The sequence below is a fragment of the Oscillibacter hominis genome (assembly GCF_014334055.1).
Lineage (GTDB): Bacteria > Bacillota > Clostridia > Oscillospirales > Oscillospiraceae > Oscillibacter > Oscillibacter hominis.
The window spans coordinates 2,094,839-2,111,696 of record NZ_CP060490.1 but is presented as its reverse complement, the minus strand read 5'-3'; the positions used below and the strand labels follow the sequence as shown (position 1 = coordinate 2,111,696).

13 protein-coding genes are annotated in these 16,858 nt (G+C 55.7%); all 13 read right to left on the bottom strand.

Annotated elements, in window-relative coordinates; translation table 11 throughout:
• Nucleotides 1-29: 29 nt before the first annotated feature.
• Nucleotides 30-890, bottom strand: coding sequence for a MurR/RpiR family transcriptional regulator (locus H8790_RS10550; RefSeq protein WP_187332465.1), 861 nt, complete (start codon nt 888-890; stop codon nt 30-32).
• Nucleotides 891-988: 98 nt separating this feature from the next.
• Nucleotides 989-2,299: a glycine/betaine/sarcosine/D-proline family reductase selenoprotein B gene (locus H8790_RS10540; RefSeq protein WP_256403913.1), complete on the bottom strand. Its 1,311-nt coding sequence runs from the start codon at nt 2,297-2,299 to the stop codon at nt 989-991.
• A gap of 14 nt (nt 2,300-2,313) precedes the next feature.
• Complete coding sequence (locus H8790_RS10535) at nt 2,314-3,618, bottom strand: glycine/sarcosine/betaine reductase component B subunit (RefSeq protein ID WP_187332463.1); 1,305 nt, start codon at nt 3,616-3,618, stop codon at nt 2,314-2,316.
• A gap of 22 nt (nt 3,619-3,640) precedes the next feature.
• On the bottom strand, nt 3,641-4,924 hold the full coding sequence (locus H8790_RS10530) for a TRAP transporter large permease (protein WP_187332462.1): 1,284 nt from the start codon (nt 4,922-4,924) through the stop codon (nt 3,641-3,643).
• Nucleotides 4,925-5,416 (bottom strand): TRAP transporter small permease, encoded by a 492-nt coding sequence (locus tag H8790_RS10525; RefSeq protein ID WP_187332461.1) that lies wholly within the window; start codon nt 5,414-5,416, stop codon nt 4,925-4,927.
• Nucleotides 5,417-5,509: 93 nt separating this feature from the next.
• A complete protein-coding gene (locus H8790_RS10520; RefSeq protein ID WP_187332460.1) occupies nt 5,510-6,583 on the bottom strand; it encodes a TRAP transporter substrate-binding protein in 1,074 nt (357 codons plus the stop codon).
• 44 nt (nt 6,584-6,627) lie between these two features.
• A complete protein-coding gene (locus H8790_RS10515) occupies nt 6,628-7,428 on the bottom strand; it encodes an SDR family NAD(P)-dependent oxidoreductase (protein ID WP_187332459.1) in 801 nt (266 codons plus the stop codon).
• Nucleotides 7,429-7,458: 30 nt separating this feature from the next.
• Nucleotides 7,459-8,565 carry a glycerol dehydrogenase gene (locus H8790_RS10510; RefSeq protein WP_187332458.1) on the bottom strand — a complete coding sequence of 369 codons (1,107 nt, stop codon included), beginning with the start codon at nt 8,563-8,565 and terminating at the stop codon, nt 7,459-7,461.
• Between the two features lie 608 nt (nt 8,566-9,173).
• The gene (gene cysK, locus H8790_RS10505; RefSeq protein ID WP_187332457.1) at nt 9,174-10,106 is read right to left on the bottom strand and encodes a cysteine synthase A; all 933 of its coding nucleotides are present in this window, start codon (nt 10,104-10,106) and stop codon (nt 9,174-9,176) included.
• An 852-nt stretch (nt 10,107-10,958) separates the two neighbouring features.
• The gene (locus H8790_RS10500) at nt 10,959-11,726 is read right to left on the bottom strand and encodes a class I SAM-dependent methyltransferase (protein WP_004010385.1); all 768 of its coding nucleotides are present in this window, start codon (nt 11,724-11,726) and stop codon (nt 10,959-10,961) included.
• A gap of 50 nt (nt 11,727-11,776) precedes the next feature.
• Nucleotides 11,777-13,696, bottom strand: a complete 1,920-nt coding sequence (tet(W), locus tag H8790_RS10495) for a tetracycline resistance ribosomal protection protein Tet(W) (RefSeq protein ID WP_031474227.1) — start codon at nt 13,694-13,696, stop codon at nt 11,777-11,779.
• Nucleotides 13,697-14,068: 372 nt separating this feature from the next.
• Nucleotides 14,069-15,256 (bottom strand): plasmid recombination protein, encoded by a 1,188-nt coding sequence (locus H8790_RS10490; RefSeq protein WP_228275371.1) that lies wholly within the window; start codon nt 15,254-15,256, stop codon nt 14,069-14,071.
• 446 nt (nt 15,257-15,702) lie between these two features.
• Nucleotides 15,703-16,857: a helicase RepA family protein gene (locus H8790_RS10485; protein ID WP_031474225.1), complete on the bottom strand. Its 1,155-nt coding sequence runs from the start codon at nt 16,855-16,857 to the stop codon at nt 15,703-15,705.
• Nucleotide 16,858 lies beyond the last annotated feature (1 nt).

Genomic DNA, 16,858 nt, shown 5'->3' with positions numbered 1-16,858 from the left:
GTGCCGCGCAGGAAGCGCGGAACCGCAGGTCAGTATTTTTTGACAATCAGCGCCTTTTCCAGCGCCTCAAAGTTGTCGATGGCCTGTTCGCCCATCTTCAGCGCCACCCCGGTGTAGAGGGTGTCGATGATGGTCAGCTCGGCCATACGGGAAGAGATGGCATAGGTACGGTATCTGGTCTCCTGGGAATAGGTGTACAGGCGGATGTTGGCCAGCTTGGATACAGGCGAGATACCGTTGTTGGTGATGGAGATGACCGTGGCGCCCCGCTCCCGGGCCAGCCGGGCGGCGTCTGCCGCGTTCCGGGAACTGCCTGAGTGGGAAATGGCCAGCACCACGTCTTCCGCGGTCAGGGAGGAGACGGCGATCATCTGAAGATGGTCGTCGGTATAGGCGTGGGCATCCAGCCCCACGCGAAGAAGCTTGTGCTGGGCGTCCATGGCGATGGAGCCGGAGTTGCCGTTTCCCAACACCACAATGCGCCGGGCGGAGCACAGCGCATTGATGCTGCGCTTGACGGCGGTGGCGTCCATGGCCCGCTGGGTCATCACCAGGGTTTCGATGGCGCTGGAGAAGATCTTTTCAATGATGGCCTCCGCCGGAGCATCCGGCTGCAGGTCCTCGTGGATCTTCTCCTGGGGCGTCACCAGCTCCCGGGCAACGCTGACTTTCAGCGCCTGGAAGCCACGGTAGCCCAGCTTGCCGCACACCCGGGTGACGGTGGCCTCGCTGGTGCCCACCAGTTCGGCAAGCTCTGTGATGGAGGCGTAGATCAGCTGCCCCTGGTGGGCGGCCATATACTCCGCAGTCTCCCGCTCTTTTTTTGACAGGGAATCCAGCTTTTCCTGCACACGGCTGTAAAAGACGCCGCTGCCCATGTTCTCTTCCATTCACTTGTGCCCCCTCATTGGACGTATTGTGTCATAAAATTCATTCTACACGCAATCAGGCCCCGGGGCAAATGAAACTTCCTGATAATCAGGCCTTTTTACAGGATATCTTCCACAGCACCGCGCTTGCCGGGGCGGGTGAGCATATCCAGGGCCTTTTCCACATAGCGGCGGCGGGAGGTTTTCTCGTCCGCCGGGCTCAGGGAGGGGTTCCCCACAGGGCAGGTGATGGCAAAGCCGCGGAGGATCCGGGAGGAACCCACGGACTTGGCGATGTCCACCACCGCGCAGATCTGCGTGACGGGGATGCCCACACGCTCAATTTCCTTGACAATCGTTGACCCGCAACGAGTGCTGGTGCCTCAGGTGGAGGTGAGGATGGCGGCGGTAATGCCCTCGTCCAAAAGCGCCTGGGCAATCTTTTGGCCCTTGGCCTTGGCGGCCGCCACGGAGGCGCAGTTGCCGCAGGTGACATAGACCTCGTCGTCCAGGTAGCCTAAGTTTCCCTGCTCCACCTCTTCCCGGAGAACGTCCACGGGAAACAGGCGGTAGGGGTTTTCCATCACCCAGGTGCCGTCATAGCCGCTGTGGATGACGAAATAGGGCTCCGCTGTCAGCCGATCCCAGTTATAGCAGCCCACCTTGGTGCTGCCGTTTGGCTTGAGCTTGTCGGGGTTGGTCTGGGGGATCAAGCCGCCATCGCTGACCAGGGCCAGCCGGGCGGTCTTCAGATCGGCCACAGGGGGCGCGGGCTCCACCACGTCAAAGTTGGGGGGCAGGAGCTCACTTTTGAAGGGTTCTCCCTTGATCTTTTTCAGCAGCATTTCAATGGCCCGGTCCGCCGCATTCTGAGGCTGCTCCTCGTTGAGGATGATGTCCCGGATCACATAGCCCTCGGACTCCGCGCTGCCGATATGCTCATGCTTTAAAAGGCGCACTCCGATGCTGGCCATGGTGGGGGCCACCTTGCGCAGCGTGGAGGAGAGGATGGCGGTTTTGACGATGTAGGTGTCCTTGCGGAAAAGGTCCACTGCCGGGTTTTCGGGGAACATGCCGGTGACCGTGGGGATGCCCAGTTCCCGGCCCACCGCCGCGGCCATGTTTCCGCAGCTGATGCCGTAGCGCCCGGCGTTGAAGGCGGGGCCGGCGATAAAGAGGTCGGGCTTTAAGCCGCGGACCAGTTCCACGCCCTCGGCCACGGCCTTTTCCGTATGCTCTGCGAAATAGTTGTCGCCGCAGATCACGGTGCCCACCACGTCACAGTCATCTTTCAGAAGGTTCTGGAACAGCAGGGCCGGCCCTATCGGCTCTTCTTTTACGCTGAAGCCCACATGGGCCATGTCCTCGCCGCCGATCTGACCGAAGAACTGGTTGACGTAGCAGACCACTCTCCATTTTTTCGTTTCCATATGTCCCTCCTTTCTCAATAGTCCACGGCCATGCCGTAGGAATAGCCCACCTGGCTCATCAGGCCCACCTGCTTCATATAGGTGGAGCGGACCTGGCCCTTTGCGGGGTCGCCGGAGGCGATTTTGTGGCCGCCGATGACGCCGTCGTCACCGCTGAGGTACAGCGCGTCCTGGGGCCCGCCCAGAAGGGTCTCCACTGGAGGCAGGGTGAAGTTATGGTAATAGGTGCCGGAGCAGACGATGGAGTCCACATTCTGCTCACTGATCATGCACTCGATGGCCAGGTTGCTCTTGCCATTGAGAATCTGGATGATGGGCACAGCCTTGATGCCCAATTTCTCCGCCTCGCTGGCGATGGCGCCCACGCACAGCGTGGAGGCACCGCCCACGCCCTTGGTGACAATGACGCCGTCGGCGTGGAAGACCTCCTTGAGGAGGTTGGCGGCCATTTTGGAGACCAGGTAGCGGTGCTTGGCCTCCACGGAGGTGACGGTGATCAGTACGCCGGCAAAGTTCAGGTCCTTGCCGTGGCGGCGCATCAGCTCCACGATCACAGGGTGGTTCTGAATCTCATAGGTGGTGACGCAGCGGAAGCCCCCGCACAGGGAGATGGCGCCGTCCAGGATTTCCGTGGGCTGCATGATGAGGGGCAGGCTGTCGGGGACGGCGTTGCCGTAGACCATGGGTTCACGGTAGTTCTGGGTGTCATACTGCTTGGAATAGATCTGATAGGAGTAGGCGATGCTGGGCAGGTCCGGGTACTGCTTCTCATTGTCAAAGGTCTCGGAGCTGTCAGCCTCCACGCCCAAGGTGGCCTTGGCCAGCATGACGCTGGTCTTGTACCCCACGCGGCGCACCGCCTCGCGGTAGTCTCGGAAATCCGCGTTCTCCGGAGCCATGGGCTCGATGACCAGTTCTGGCATTTTGGCGTAGGGGTTGATGGCGGCGCATTCGCCGCTCATGTCAAAAGAACCCCATTTCCGGGACCAGTAGGTGTCATTCTGGCACAGGACGATGCCCATGCCATTCACCGCCCGGGTGACGCCGGAGCCGGCGATTTCGTACTCCTCTGTCAGCACGCCGGGCCAGTCGATGTTGCCAGATACCTTACACCGGGGCTGCACCACGTCCACCACATTGATGATGCGGGTGGAGTCCCCGGGGCGGGCAATGTCAATCTTCAGAGTGTCGAAACAGGGCTCCTCGGCGGCAAATGCCAGGATATCCTCTTTGCTCACATAGAGGATTCCATCCCGGAAGCAGGTCTCGGCTCCGAATTGCAGATCCTTGATCTGGATGGTTTCTACGGTTAACTTCATTGGATCAGACTCCTTATAAGAACTACGCGCCCATCAACAGGTTGGGTACAAACGTAATGATCGGCGGGAAGAGATAGCCCAAGAGCATTACGACCAGGACGATCAGCACCACTGGCGCCACATACTTGACCGCGTCTTTAAACGGCGCATCCGCAATATTCATGGACAGGAAGAGGTACAGTCCCACAGGCGGCGTCAACCCGCCCACCACGGTGGCGATGGAGAAAATAACGCCGAACACCAGGGGATCCACGCCCAATCCCACAACGATGGGATAGACGATGGGGATGATGACCGCGGTGGCGGCCAGGGTCTCCATGAAGCAGCCGATGATCAGCATCAGGACAATGATGATCAGCACCACCAGGTTGGGATCGCTGGTGACGGAGAGCATGAAGTTCTTGATGGTGGTGGCCAGGTTCTCGCGGGCAAAGATGTAGGAATAGATGTTGGAGATGCCCATGATCATCATCAGCATGGCGGAAGAAGAGGCCGCCCGCTTAAAGATGGTCACCAAATCCTTCAGGTGCAGCGTGCGGTAGATGAAAAAGCCGCAGATCAGGCCGTAGAGGCAGGCGACGATGCCGGACTCCGTGGCGGTGAAGACACCGGAGATGACGCCGCCCACAATGATGAGCGGGGTGATGAGGGCAAAGAACGCGTTTTTAAAGGCCTTCCACACGGTTTTCCAGCTGAAGGACCCGCTGCCGGCATCCACATTGTACTTTTTGGCGTACCAGCGGCACAGGAACATCAGGCAAATGCCGATGATAATGCCGGGGATCAGGCCGCCGATGAAGAGCTTGCCGATGGAAAAGCCGGTCAGGGAGGCGAAGACGATCATGTTGGTGCTGGGGGGGATGATGGGGCCCAGAGCGCCGGAGCCGGCGATCAGGGCGGCGATGAAGGAACGCTTATAGCCGGCGGCCCTGAGCTCGGGAACCGTCAGGGAGCCCACCGCGCTCATGGTGGCCGCGCCGGAGCCGGAGATTCCGGCAAAGATCATGTTGGCCAGCACGGAGACCATGCCGAGTCCGCCGCGGACCTGGGAGATACAGGCCCGGCAGAAGTCCAGGATCCGCTTGGACAGCTTGGCACCGCCCAGAATCTCACCGGCCAGGATGAAAAGGGGACCGGCCATCAGAGAGAAGGAGTTCATGCCGCGGACCGCCTGCTGCACGGCCATAAAGGGGGCGATGTCGCTGCCGAGCAGGATGGCCAGCAGGCCGGAGAGGCCAATGGCAAAGCTGACGGGTACGCCCACCACAAGGAATACCAGAAGGGTGATGACTGCTATTGGTATCATTTACTTTTCCCCCTTTGCATACTGCTTGGCCAGCTTGGGAATGGCACTGGCATAGGAGCAGAGCATCATGACAATCCCAAGAGGCACTGCCGCATAGATGTAGGAATAGGGTATCTGAATGGCGGCGCCCAGGGAGCTTCCGCTCTTTTGCACCAGGGCGATGGAGCCGGGGAAGAACATGATGAGAAACACCACGCAGATGAGCCGGGAGATGATGAACAGAGCGGCCCGAACCTTGTTGTTTTTCAGAAAGCTGATGACAATATCCACCGACACGTGGCCATCCACGCGGATAGTCAGCGCGGAGCCGATGAAGGTGAGGTAGATGCCGCAAAAGCGCATCGCCTCCTCCGTCCAGGGGGGAGCGGCGTGGAAGATAAAGCGGCCGAAGACCTGGATGGAGCCCAAAATCAGGATCAGGATAAACAGGGCCATGCAGAGATAGGTCTGTATGTTTTCGATGACGCGGTCTATTTTCAAGAGTGTTTTCATTCGCTTACCTGCCTTTCAATTGGAAGATGCGTGCGCACGAACGAGTCCGGTGCGCACGCATCACAAGCCGGCAATACTGGCTTTTGCTGGACCTTAGCCGTTCAGGGCTTCCATCTGAGCAATCAGATCAGCCAGGCCGTATTCATCTGCATACTTATCGTAGATGGACTGGCAGGCGTCTCTCATGCGCTGACGTTCCGTGTCGGAGACCTCGTTGATCTCAACGCCGGCGTCGGCAATGGTCTGTTCCGCCTCGATGCCCAGGGCCTCGCGGTCGGCAAGCTGCTTGGCCTGATTCTCTGCCAGGCACTCCACCAGGATCTGCTGCAGGTCCTCGGGGATGGAATTCCACTTCTCTTCATTGATCAGGACGATGTAAGCCTGGCTCAGATGGCCGATCTTGGACATGTACTTGCCGATCTCCTGCAGGTTCATGCTGACCAGGCCCACGTCATCGGCTTCCACCGCATCGGCAACGCCCTGCTGCAAAACGGTGTAGGCCTCGCTCCAGGCGGAGGTGACGGTGCTGGCGCCCAGGGCGTTCCAGAGGTTCACGTACATCTCGGTCTCGGGGGTGCGCATCTTCAGGCCCTTGATGTCTTCCAGGGTGTTGATGGGGTGGTTTTTCAGCAGGGGCTGGCGGATGCCGTTGGAATAGGTGGTCAGAAGCTTCAGGCCGGTGCCCTCCAGCATCTCGGGAACGGCATCGGGGATGATCTCATTGATGACCTTGATCTGGGAGGCCAGGTCCTTGTTCAGGAACGGCAGGTTAAAAACGCCCAGCTCCGGCAGGTTCAGCGCGGAGGCCCAGTCGGAGGCGTCGGCAAAAGTGATGTCCAGGGTGCCCATGGTGACCTGCTCCATCATTTCGCGGGCGGAGCCCAGCTGGCTGGCGGGATAGATGTTCAGCTGAATGCGGCCCTCGGAGCGCTCCTCCACCAGGGTCTTGAGTTCTTCCGGAGCGATGTACAGCGCGTGGCCAGGGTTTTGAATGTGGCCGAATTCCAGAACCACTTCAGGCTCACCGGAGCCGCCGGAGCCGCCCGTGCTGCTTGCGGAACCGGAAGCGCTGCCGCCGCTGGCGGAGCCGCCGCCGCTGCCGCCGCAGGCGGCCAGCATGCACACGCAGAGCAGTGCAGACAGGATTGCAACAATCTTCTTTTTCATAGTGTACCTCCCATAATTTCAACAAACGTCTTTTATTTTCAGGCTTACAGCCTTACTTGTCCGCAGGTGATGGAGAAGTTGCTTCCGGTGGTGGCACGGCCCAGGTCGCTGCAGAGCATGGCGACCCAGTTGCCGATCTCCTCGATCTCAAGGAGCCGGTGGGTGGGGATCAGGTCTGCAAAATAGTTGTAGCCGCCCTCTTCGTCTGTGCCCAACTGCTCGGCAATGCGGGCGATGGAGTTCACCATCATGGGGGTCCGGACAAAGCAGGGGCAGATGGCGTGGACCAGGATGTTGTCCTTGGCCAGCTCGTTGCCCCAGATTCTGGTGAGGTGGGAGACGGCGGCTTTGGAGGCGGAGTAGGCGCTGTAAGTCTCTGTGGTCAAAAAGGCCTGAGAGGAAGAGGTGTTGACAATGCGCCCCCAGCCGGCCTCCTTCATGTAGGGCACGGCGTGCTTGGTGCAGATGACCACGCCGTGGATGTTGATGTCCGAGACCTTCCGGAACCGGTCCATATCCAGGTCCTGAACCAGATCCTTATAAATGATGCCGGCGTTGTTGCAGAGGATGTCTAACTTGCCGTACTTCTCTGCGATCTTGGCAAAGACCTCTTTTACGTTCTCCTCGTCGGTCACGTCCATGATCATGCGGTCGATGTCCGGGCTGAGCTTGTGCTCGGCGCCCTCCTGGTCCGGCTTGAAGACGATGTCGGTTGCCACAACTGTGGCTCCGGCGTCACAGAGGGCGTTGGCGATCCCCAGGCCGTTTCCCTGGGCCGCACCCGTGACCACGGCCACGTGGCCGCTGAGATCAAAGAGTTTAGCAAAGCGGTTTAGATTCTGCATGAGCGGTTACTCCCTTCAACCCTTATTTTTTTATAGCCCCCGATAGGTTCTGCCCAACTTGTCAGCCACCAGGATGGCGTTGTACACCGACTGGGTGGTGACCAGGAAGGGCTCCTGATGGACCAGCGGGCCGTCAGCTGTCTTGCGGGCGATGGCCATGACGTTTTCATAGGTGGGTTCCACATTCAGCTGTTCCAGCGTGACAGGCAGGCCGATATCCACCATAAAGCGCATTACCTGATCCACGGTCTTTGTGGGTGTGTTCTCCAGCACCATCTGGCAGACCACGCCGAAAGCCACCTTTTCACCATGGAGGAAGGAGTGGGTGGATGCCAGTGCGGTCAGTCCGGAATGGATGCCGTGGGCGGTGGCCAGGCCCGTGTTCAAAAAGCCCAAGCCGCTGAGCAGCGTGTTGGCCTCGATGACATTTTCCAGCGCCTCAGTGACCACGCCCTGCTCCAGAGCCGAGAGGGCGCTGCGCCCATCGGCAAAGAGAATGTCCCAGCAGGACTGGGCAATGGCCATACCGGCCTTGCAGCGGCGGTGGCCGGAGCCGATGTAGTTGGGGGAGTCAGACCGGTCACAGGCCAGAGCCTCCAGGTAGGTGGCCAGGGCATCGCCCATGCCGGCCACAAAGAGGCGTTTGGGCGCCTTGACGATGATCTCGCTGTCCACCAACACCAAATTGGCGTTGTGCTTCATCTTGCGGGACCCGATGTACTCACCGCCGGCCGTATACACCACCGCGATCTCGCTGACCGGGGCATCGGTGGAGGCGGAGGAGGGGACGATGATCACGGGCACGCCCATGGTGTCGGAGCAGAGCTTGGCGGTGTCCAGCGTCTTGCCGCCGCCCACGCCCACGATCAAAGAGGCGTTGTGCGCCTTGGCCACCTCGCTGATGTGGGCAACCTCCTCGTCGCAGCACTCACCCTGAAACTGGATGGAGACAAAGCTGGTCTCAGCGCCCTGGTAGGCCTTTTCCAGCTGTGCGTTCAAAGTCGGATAAAGGAAGCTGTCGATCAATACGCAGGCATTCCCATAGGCGGCAGTATACTCCGGCAGGTGATTGAACTCGCCGGGCCCCTGTATGTATCTGAGGGGGCTTCCAAAAGCTCTTGTCGTGGAATTCACCATACTCCTTAGCGCGCTGCTTGCCGCGCGCATACCCTCCTGTTCCATTTTTAAGTTTTAAAATCAAGCGGAAAGCGATTGAAGTTATCTCTACTATAGTCATATTGAAAAATATTTTCAATAATAATTTTCAAACTTTTTACTTTTTCTATGTTCTTCATGAATTTTCTACAAGGCAGTTGGATGAAATGCACAATTGGCGATTGACAAGGCAACTAAATTTGTAGAAAAAATCATATTCAAGTAAAGCGATATATAAAAATAGAGAGATATCTTTTGCAAAAAAACCAATAGCAGCTCAAAAAAGAAAATAAAATAGGGCATTGTGAATAAAAAAGTAAAAACGGCACAAAACATGGAAAAAGCTGGATTTTTACACGAAAACAATTTTTAAATTATGAACAAAGCGCTAAGAAATCATCAAAAAATATCCAGAAGAAAAATTATTTTCAGTATGGATTTCACCATAGAAAGAATATGCGGTAAGCCTCTGATCCATGCCCACATTGTTGTATAGACAACAGTCCTCCCCTGCAGCACCAGAAAGGCTCCGATCAATTGATCGGAGCCTTTCTGGATGGCAGCAGCTAAGCTGCCCTTCTGGAAGGGGACTATTCAGAAAAGAGAGGGGTGGACAGATAGCGCTCGCCGGTGTCGGGCAGCAGGGCCACAATGGTTTTGCCACGGTTTTCCGGGCGTCTGGCCAACTGAATGGCAGCCCAAACCGCCGCTCCCGAAGAAATGCCCACCAGAACGCCTTCGCTGCGGCCGATATGGCGGGCTGTGGAAAAGGCGTCTTCATTCTCCACCGGGAGGATTTTGTCGTAGATGGATGTGTTCAGCACACCGGGCACAAACCCTGCGCCGATTCCCTGAATTTTGTGAGGCCCGGCCGCTCCTTTGGAAAGCACCGGGGAGGCGGCGGGCTCCACGGCCACCACCTGGATAGCCGGCTTTTTGGACTTGAGATACTGTCCCACGCCGGTGATGGTGCCGCCGGTGCCAATGCCGGAAACAAAGAGATCGACATCACCGCCCGTATCCTCCCAAATCTCCGGTCCGGTGGTGGATTGGTGGATGGCCGGGTTGGCTGGGTTGGTAAACTGGCTTGGAAGGAAGCTGTTGGGAATGGATCTGGCCAGTTCCTCTGCTTTGGCGATGGCGCCTTTCATCCCCTTGGCCCCATCGGAGAGAACTACTTCCGCGCCATAGGCTTTCATCAGCTGCCGGCGCTCCACGCTCATGGTCTCCGGCATGACGATGAGGATGCGGTAGCCCCGGACTGCTGCCATGGAGGCAAGGGCGATGCCTGTGTTGCCGGAGGTGGGTTCAATGATGACGGAGCCGGGCTTCAGACGGCCCTCGGCCTCAGCATCGTCGATCATGGCCTTTGCCACCCGGTCTTTCACAGACCCCGCCGGATTGAAGTACTCCAACTTACCCAGAATGCGGGCTTCCAGCCCGAGCTCCCGCTCTATGTGGGTCAGCTCCAACAGCGGAGTCTTGCCGATCAGCTGGTCTGCAGATGTATAAATACGATTCATATCAATCTCTCCCTGTCAAATTAAAAATATGTAGCGCAAAATTCTCATGACAGGGACATCGGCCCATCCAGCGCGGATAATAAGGCCGAAATATAGCAGGTAAGAGGCTCATTGAATTACCAACCTTTCGAGTAGGTTAATGGGAGTATACAATGTATAACATAGTTTGTCAATGGGAATTATAGAATTAATAAAAACTTGTTGGACGGCTCCCGTTTTCTGTAAGTAAGAATCAGAGGAAATACAGGAATGAATGGTGGCGCTATGCGAGAGGACAGCCTCAACCTGCTTGAGGTGGGGGGGACCCGGAGGGAGCCATGTGGCAGAAGCTGAAGGGCTGCGGCCGGAGCGGAGTCAAGAGGAACGGCCCCGCAGATCAGATGATCTGCGGGGCCGGTTTCGTTTATTCCCACTCGGCAAATTCAGATATAGTAGGGTGTATTTGAGGTGATTTCGCAGGAAAAACTTTCGCAAATATGTTAATATTCCACCTGCTATTTTCGGCTGTAAAGTTTATTAGTATCAAAATAGTATCACAAAAGGCTGGGAAATACAACAGAATTATGTGGAGCTCTACATAATTCCGGCACGGACGGACGCTGTCAGGCACAGCGGATAACAGCCTTGCAAGAGGCGTTGTACCTGCGCTGGATATATTCTTGATAGGCTTTCTGGTCTGTCATGGAAATTCCCCCTCTCTGAATAATAGTGCGGGGCGGCAGCACTCCTTGCTGTCGCTCCTTGACTGCCTAACTGCGAAACCGGGCGGGGCTGTCAACGGTGGGCGAAGCCCGTTCATCTTGACCGCCCGCTGGCTCGGCTGGCTTTGCTATTTACCCGACAAACTTGAATTTATTGTAAGGTATCACGTTTTACCTTCTTAAGCCTTACTATCATTACCATAGGAATTTCTTTGTTGGTTTTGAAACATTCTTCATAAAATCCATCAATGACAAATCCAGCTCTAAAACAAAGGTTAAAAATATCTTGTATGGAACGATGATAATAAATCTGCTCTTTCGGTTGCCCTTCAATCGCTATATCATAGTAACTGTGCGGTGTCATATATTTTTCAGTCAACGTGACAAAACAAGGGTGTTGCGTTGCAAAGACAAAAATTCCGCTTTCCTGCAACAGTTCATAAACAGCCATAAGAAGTGGTTCAATATCCGTAATATCCATAATTGCCATATTAGAAACTGCTTTCGTAAAGGCTCGATTTCTTTTTAATTCTAATATACTTTTTCTATTGGTCGCATCCGCCACACAAAATTCAATTTGTTTTGCATATTGTGATTGCCGTCTTTTAGCCAATTCTATCATTTTTTTGCTGTAATCAAAAGCGACAACCGAAGCGCCTCTTTGTGCAAGATACGAAGAATAATTTCCATTGCCACACGCAATATCCAAAATATAATCCGCAGGATTAGGAGATAGAAGTTCCGTTACTTTGGGACGCACTACCTCTCTGTGAAATTCATTAGATTCGTCACCCATTGCATTATCCCAAAATTGTGCGTTCTCCTCCCAGATTTTTTTACTTTCCTCTGTTCCCATGTTCTCTCCCACTCCCAAAATTTGCTTTTTTGCTTCCATTAAATCTTCCTTACGATATTCCATTGTTACCCTCCATAACTTCTGATTGTTGCCGTCTTGACGATTATGTATCTTTACATTACCTTCTGAAACATATGGCGCACCTTGTCCAGGCGGTTGTTTGGACGGCGGGGCTGGATGACCGGCTGGCCGACAGCGGCCTGATACCCTTTTAGCTCTGTAAGGCATACGCTCTGCCCGTTGGTGTAAAAGGCCAGATCAGTACGGTATGCCTGTATACAGCGGGCGGGAATCTCGCCAGTAAAGACAACTTCATCCTTTTTTACCTGGGCCGTTTCGATGGTGGCACAGTATTTCGGTGCATCATGATAAGCCCTGGAAAGGTATTCCTGGGGCGCATAGAGGGTGAAGGAGAGATAAGGTTCCAGCAGCTGCGTCCCCGATTCCTTCAATGCCTGTTCCAATACAATCGGGGCCAATGAGCGGAAGTCCGCCGGCGTGCTGACTGGACTGTAATAAAGCCCGTATTCAAAGCAAATCTTACAGTCCGTTACGTTCCAGCCGAACAAGCCCTGCTCCAGCCCGTAACGGATACCATCCCTGACAGCGTTTTGAAAACTCTGGTTCAAGTATCCCAGCGAAACCCGGCTCTCGTATTGTACGCCGGAGCCAAGCGGGAGTGGTGTAACAGACAGTCCGATAGATGCCCAAAACGGGTTGGGCGGCACCTCGATATGGATGGTGTGGCTGGCTGCTTTGAGCGGCCGCTCCATATAAATGACGGTGGGTTCCTTTACCACTGTTTCAATCTTGTATTTTTCCGACAGCAAAGCGGAAACGACCTCCAACTGCACCCGGCCCAAAAAAGAAAGAATGATCTCATGGGTGATGGAATCCACTTCGCAGCGCAAAAGCGGGTCAGTATCCGCAAGTTGCGTAAGAGCGTCCAGCAGCCGTTCTCTTTGCGCTGCCGTTTTCGGCGCAATCGTCGTCCGCAGCATGGGGAGGGGGGCCTCGCGCCACCTTTTACGAGGGAGCCGGGTTTGATCCCCTAATACATCGTTTAACCTCACGCTGTCGCTGGGAAGGATAACAATTTCGCCCGGATAAGCGGTGTCTGTCCGAACAATTTCCCCTTTGGATGGAATACGCATCTCTGTGATTTTCAGCTTTTCTCTCCCGGCCAGGGCCACCGTATCCCGCAGGCGCAGCGTTCCGCTGTATAGCCGCAGATAGACACGCCGCTGGCCGCAATCGGTGTACTCAACCTTGAAAACGCTGCCGCATAGGGTGGCGCTCCCCTGTTCCCCAATCGGTTGGAACAGTCCTGTCACCGCATCCATCAACGGTTGAATGCCAAGGCCCTTTTTGGCGCTGCCATGATAGACCGGAAACAGGGAGGCTTCTTGAACCCGCCGCTGTTCCTCCCGCGCAAGTTTTTCCTGGCTGATTGGTTCTCCTGCGATATACTTTTCCAATAATGCATCGTTATTTTCGATGACCGCATCCCATGCTTCTATGTCGGTATTTTCCTCCAGGACTATTTCCGGGGACAGCGACACCGTCTGCTTGATGATAATATCGGCGGAGAGCTTATCCCGAACAGACTGAACCACGCTCTGCAAATCAACGCCAGCCTGGTCGATCTTGTTGATAAAGATAACGGTGGGAATGTTCATTTTCCGCAGGGCATGGAACAGAATACGGGTCTGGGCCTGCACGCCATCTTTCGCGGAGATCACCAAGATGGCCCCATCTAAAACAGCCAAAGAGCGGTACACCTCCGCCAAAAAATCCATGTGGCCGGGCGTATCCACAATGTTAACTTTACATCTGTGCCACTGGAAGGAAGTGACTGCCGCTTGAATGGTAATCCCACGCTGCCGCTCCAAAAACAAGGTGTCCGTCCTCGTTGTCCCTTTTTCGACGCTCCCTGGTTCTGAAATGGCTCCACTGGCATATAGCAGACTCTCCGTCAAGGTCGTCTTTCCAGCGTCTACATGGGCAAGAATCCCGATATTGATAATGTTCATGTCTATCCTCCATACAAGGCCCGAATGGGCGCAAAAATCCCCAGCGGCTAATACTTTTACCGCTGGGGATCATGACTTCGGACACACAGAAACATACACGACTTACATAAGCCGCGGTCCGTCACGATATTTACTAAAAAGGCAAAAGTATTCTTAAAATTGGGTACAAAAACCAAGCCCCTGCAAGGGGCAATCATTTTTGCGCCCATTATCAAATTTTATTTAAGAATACCTTGCCGCATATTTGATAGACTCCTCAAATCAGGATAATAGCAGTATATCATAGTACGCTCTAAAAAACAAGAAATCATTTTACCGATTCCACAAATAAAATCGGAGGGTATTCACTGGAATACCCTCCGGTTTTGGTGATTATCGTGCGTCTATCCGAATTTTTGACTTTGCGGCCCGTTTCCGTTCCTTTTCGGCATGTTCCTGCTGGTAAGCTGCCTCTAATATTCTGTCCACTTGTTCTGGGCCAAAGGCCCTTTTGACCCGCTCATAGTCAGCGGAGACTTGCCGCATGGCCTTGTTTTCCAACTTGACCTCCTGCAATCGATCAGACAGGCGGATGTTGCTCTCCCTCACCCGGCCATAGTCCCCTTGCAGACGCTCAAATTTCCCCCGCAGCTCCACATAGGCCAGATACAGGGAGCGCAGCACCTTGACGATTTGGGCCAGCAGGGGCTTTGCCTTTTTCTCTCGGTAGGCCCGGCCTGTTTCCAGCGTTCCCGGCTCCGGCAAAATCTCCTCCGGATTGGCGGAGAAATCCGCTGCCAACCGCTCCATATTTTTCACCGCCGGGGCAAGTTCTTTGAGCCGCCGTTCCTGGCTCTCCACCTGGTTTTCTTTCTCCGCCTTGACCGTCTCCAGAACGGCGATCTCCTTTGCCCGCTGCTCTTTCTTGTAGTCCAGCACAGACAAGTGCTTGTCGTGGGTGCCTTTGTCCTCCCACTCAATCCCGTGGCGCTCCATGACCAGGGAAAGCTGCTCCTTTTCCGAGCGCACCCACTGGCTCCACTCTGTGTCCCCTCTGGTGCCGCCCTGGAAACCCTGGGCCGCTAACGCCTGTTTCAAAGATACCCTCGTGTCCAGCCCTCGCTTGCTCCCGGTGGTGAATGGTACAAAGTCAATGTGCAGATGGGGCGTAGCCTCGTCCATGTGGAGGTGGGCAGAGAACACCCGGAGTTGGGGGTTGCGCTCTTGAAAGCCCTTCATGTACTCGTCCAAAACCGCTGCCGCAAGCTGTCCCTCCTCGCTGTCGGCGCTCATATCATCTCGATTGCCCACTTGCAGGATGATTTCATGGAACGGCTTTTCCTGCTTGCCGGAGCGGATCTTCTCATAGTAATCCTCTATCCTTCTGTCGGCCCTGGTTTGTTTAGCGTTGTACCGTTCCAGAGCCTCGTCAAAGAGTTCATGGTACACCGCCTTGATATTCTCCTGGCAGTAGGTTATATTCAAGTGGGAGCGTTCCGGGTCAGTGTTCTTGGCGTGGAATTTTCTACTGTTATGGTTCACCGATCCTTGGCCCACCATGGCGCTGATTGTCCTTTTCAAATCAATCCCTCCTCCCTTTTCCGCCGCGCAAGCGGCGAGCCTTTGTTACTTTCTGCGAAAGTAACGCAAAAGCACTTTTGACAGCCTGACGGCCATCAAAAGCGCATTTGCGCCCTACGGGGTGGTGTGGGGGCTTTGCCCCCGGCAACTGCGGTTGCCTCCCCCAGCAGGGCCGCCCTTTGAAAAGGGCACCCTGCACCCCGCCTAAACTTTGTCACTCGCCGTTGGGCAGGGTGGAAAGGCCAGGGGCCTTTCCACCGCCCGGCAAGTGTTTTCCGTGGGCCGAAAGTCAAGGGGTACGGGTTGTATTGACTTGCGGCAATCTCCACCCGCAGGTATGCCCCCCTTGACTTTCGCCCCCGCTCCCCGTGACAGCCGTGACGACCGTGACGATGTTTTACACACCGCCTCCGCACTCCGAAAAGCTGTCACAGCTGTCACGGTCGTCACGCCTGGGGTTCCTCCAACGTGAGCTTGATACTCCGCCCGGCATGGGTTCGGGCGCTTTCATAGTGGATGTGGTACTCATAGGACAGCCGCCACGCCCGGACATTCAGCCGCATAGCCAGGGCATTGGGTTTCATATCCAGCCCCAGGGCGGCGACAAGTTCCGTGGCCGTCCCTCTCCACTCTGGCCGTTCCGCCGTTACCAGGGCGGCAACAGCCTCCAACACCGGGTCAGGCGGCTCCTGCCGCAGCTCCGTTTCCCGCCGCTCCAGCTCCCACACAAGCCGTTCCTCGTCCCGCTTGAGGTAGAGGCGCTGGTCTTGCTGATCCCGCCCAGAAATGTCCAGGGTGGCGGCGTTGTCTGCCCGCCGCTCCTTTTGGAGCAGAAAGGCCCCGTCTGCCGCACCCAATAAGCCGTTGGTGCCGGAGATCATATCAAACTTATCATCGGCCTGCTGCTTGCGGGTGTGATGTACAACCAGGAGGCAAACCCCGCTTATATCGGCAAACCGTTTCAGTTTGGTGATTACCTCATAGTCGTTGGCATAGCTGTACTTCTCTGCCCCGGCCTCCCGGATTTTTTGCAGGGTGTCGATGATAATAAGCCGGGTGTCCGTGTGTTCCCGGACAAAGCCCTTTAGCTGCTCCTCCAGGCCACCGCCGAGCTGCTTAGCTCCGATGGCAAAGAACAGGTTTCCGGTACTCTCTACTCCAAACATCCGGTACAACCGCTCCTGTAAGCGACGGTGGTTGTCCTCCAGGGCCAGATAGAGGACTGTCCCCTGGCGCACCTCATACCCCCACAGGGAAAGGCCCATACTCACATGATAGGCAAGCTGGGCCATGAGAAAGGACTTGCCCACCTTGGGAGCGCCCACAAAGAGATATGTCCCCGCATAGAGCAGACCGTCTACCACAGGAGGTCTGCCGGGGTACACCTGTTCGTAGAGGTCATTCATAGACACGGTAGGCAGATAGGCCGGGTCATTGACCCGGCTTATCTGCCGCAGGATTTCCTCCAAATCTCTTTCCGGGGGCTTGTGTTCTGTCACGCCCTCTGCTATACTTTGGTTAGGTTTTTGTGAGAGCGACTGTCCCCCGTCTGCGCCAACAGGCGGATATGGGGCAGTCGTTTTCTCTTGCAATCTATCCATC

Excerpts from the sequence above, each read along its gene's own strand:
- H8790_RS10550 (WP_187332465.1), bottom strand. The coding sequence starts at position 890 with ATGGAAGAGAACATGGGCAGCGGCGTCTTTTACAGCCGTGTGCAGGAA.
- H8790_RS10535 (WP_187332463.1), bottom strand. The coding sequence starts at position 3,618 with ATGAAGTTAACCGTAGAAACCATCCAGATCAAGGATCTGCAATTCGGA.
- H8790_RS10530 (WP_187332462.1), bottom strand. The coding sequence starts at position 4,924 with ATGATACCAATAGCAGTCATCACCCTTCTGGTATTCCTTGTGGTGGGC.
- H8790_RS10525 (WP_187332461.1), bottom strand. The coding sequence starts at position 5,416 with ATGAAAACACTCTTGAAAATAGACCGCGTCATCGAAAACATACAGACC.
- H8790_RS10520 (WP_187332460.1), bottom strand. The coding sequence starts at position 6,583 with ATGAAAAAGAAGATTGTTGCAATCCTGTCTGCACTGCTCTGCGTGTGC.
- H8790_RS10515 (WP_187332459.1), bottom strand. The coding sequence starts at position 7,428 with ATGCAGAATCTAAACCGCTTTGCTAAACTCTTTGATCTCAGCGGCCAC.
- H8790_RS10510 (WP_187332458.1), bottom strand. The coding sequence starts at position 8,565 with ATGGTGAATTCCACGACAAGAGCTTTTGGAAGCCCCCTCAGATACATA.
- cysK (WP_187332457.1), bottom strand. The coding sequence starts at position 10,106 with ATGAATCGTATTTATACATCTGCAGACCAGCTGATCGGCAAGACTCCG.
- H8790_RS10500 (WP_004010385.1), bottom strand. The coding sequence starts at position 11,726 with ATGGAATATCGTAAGGAAGATTTAATGGAAGCAAAAAAGCAAATTTTG.
- H8790_RS10485 (WP_031474225.1), bottom strand. The coding sequence starts at position 16,857 with ATGGATAGATTGCAAGAGAAAACGACTGCCCCATATCCGCCTGTTGGC.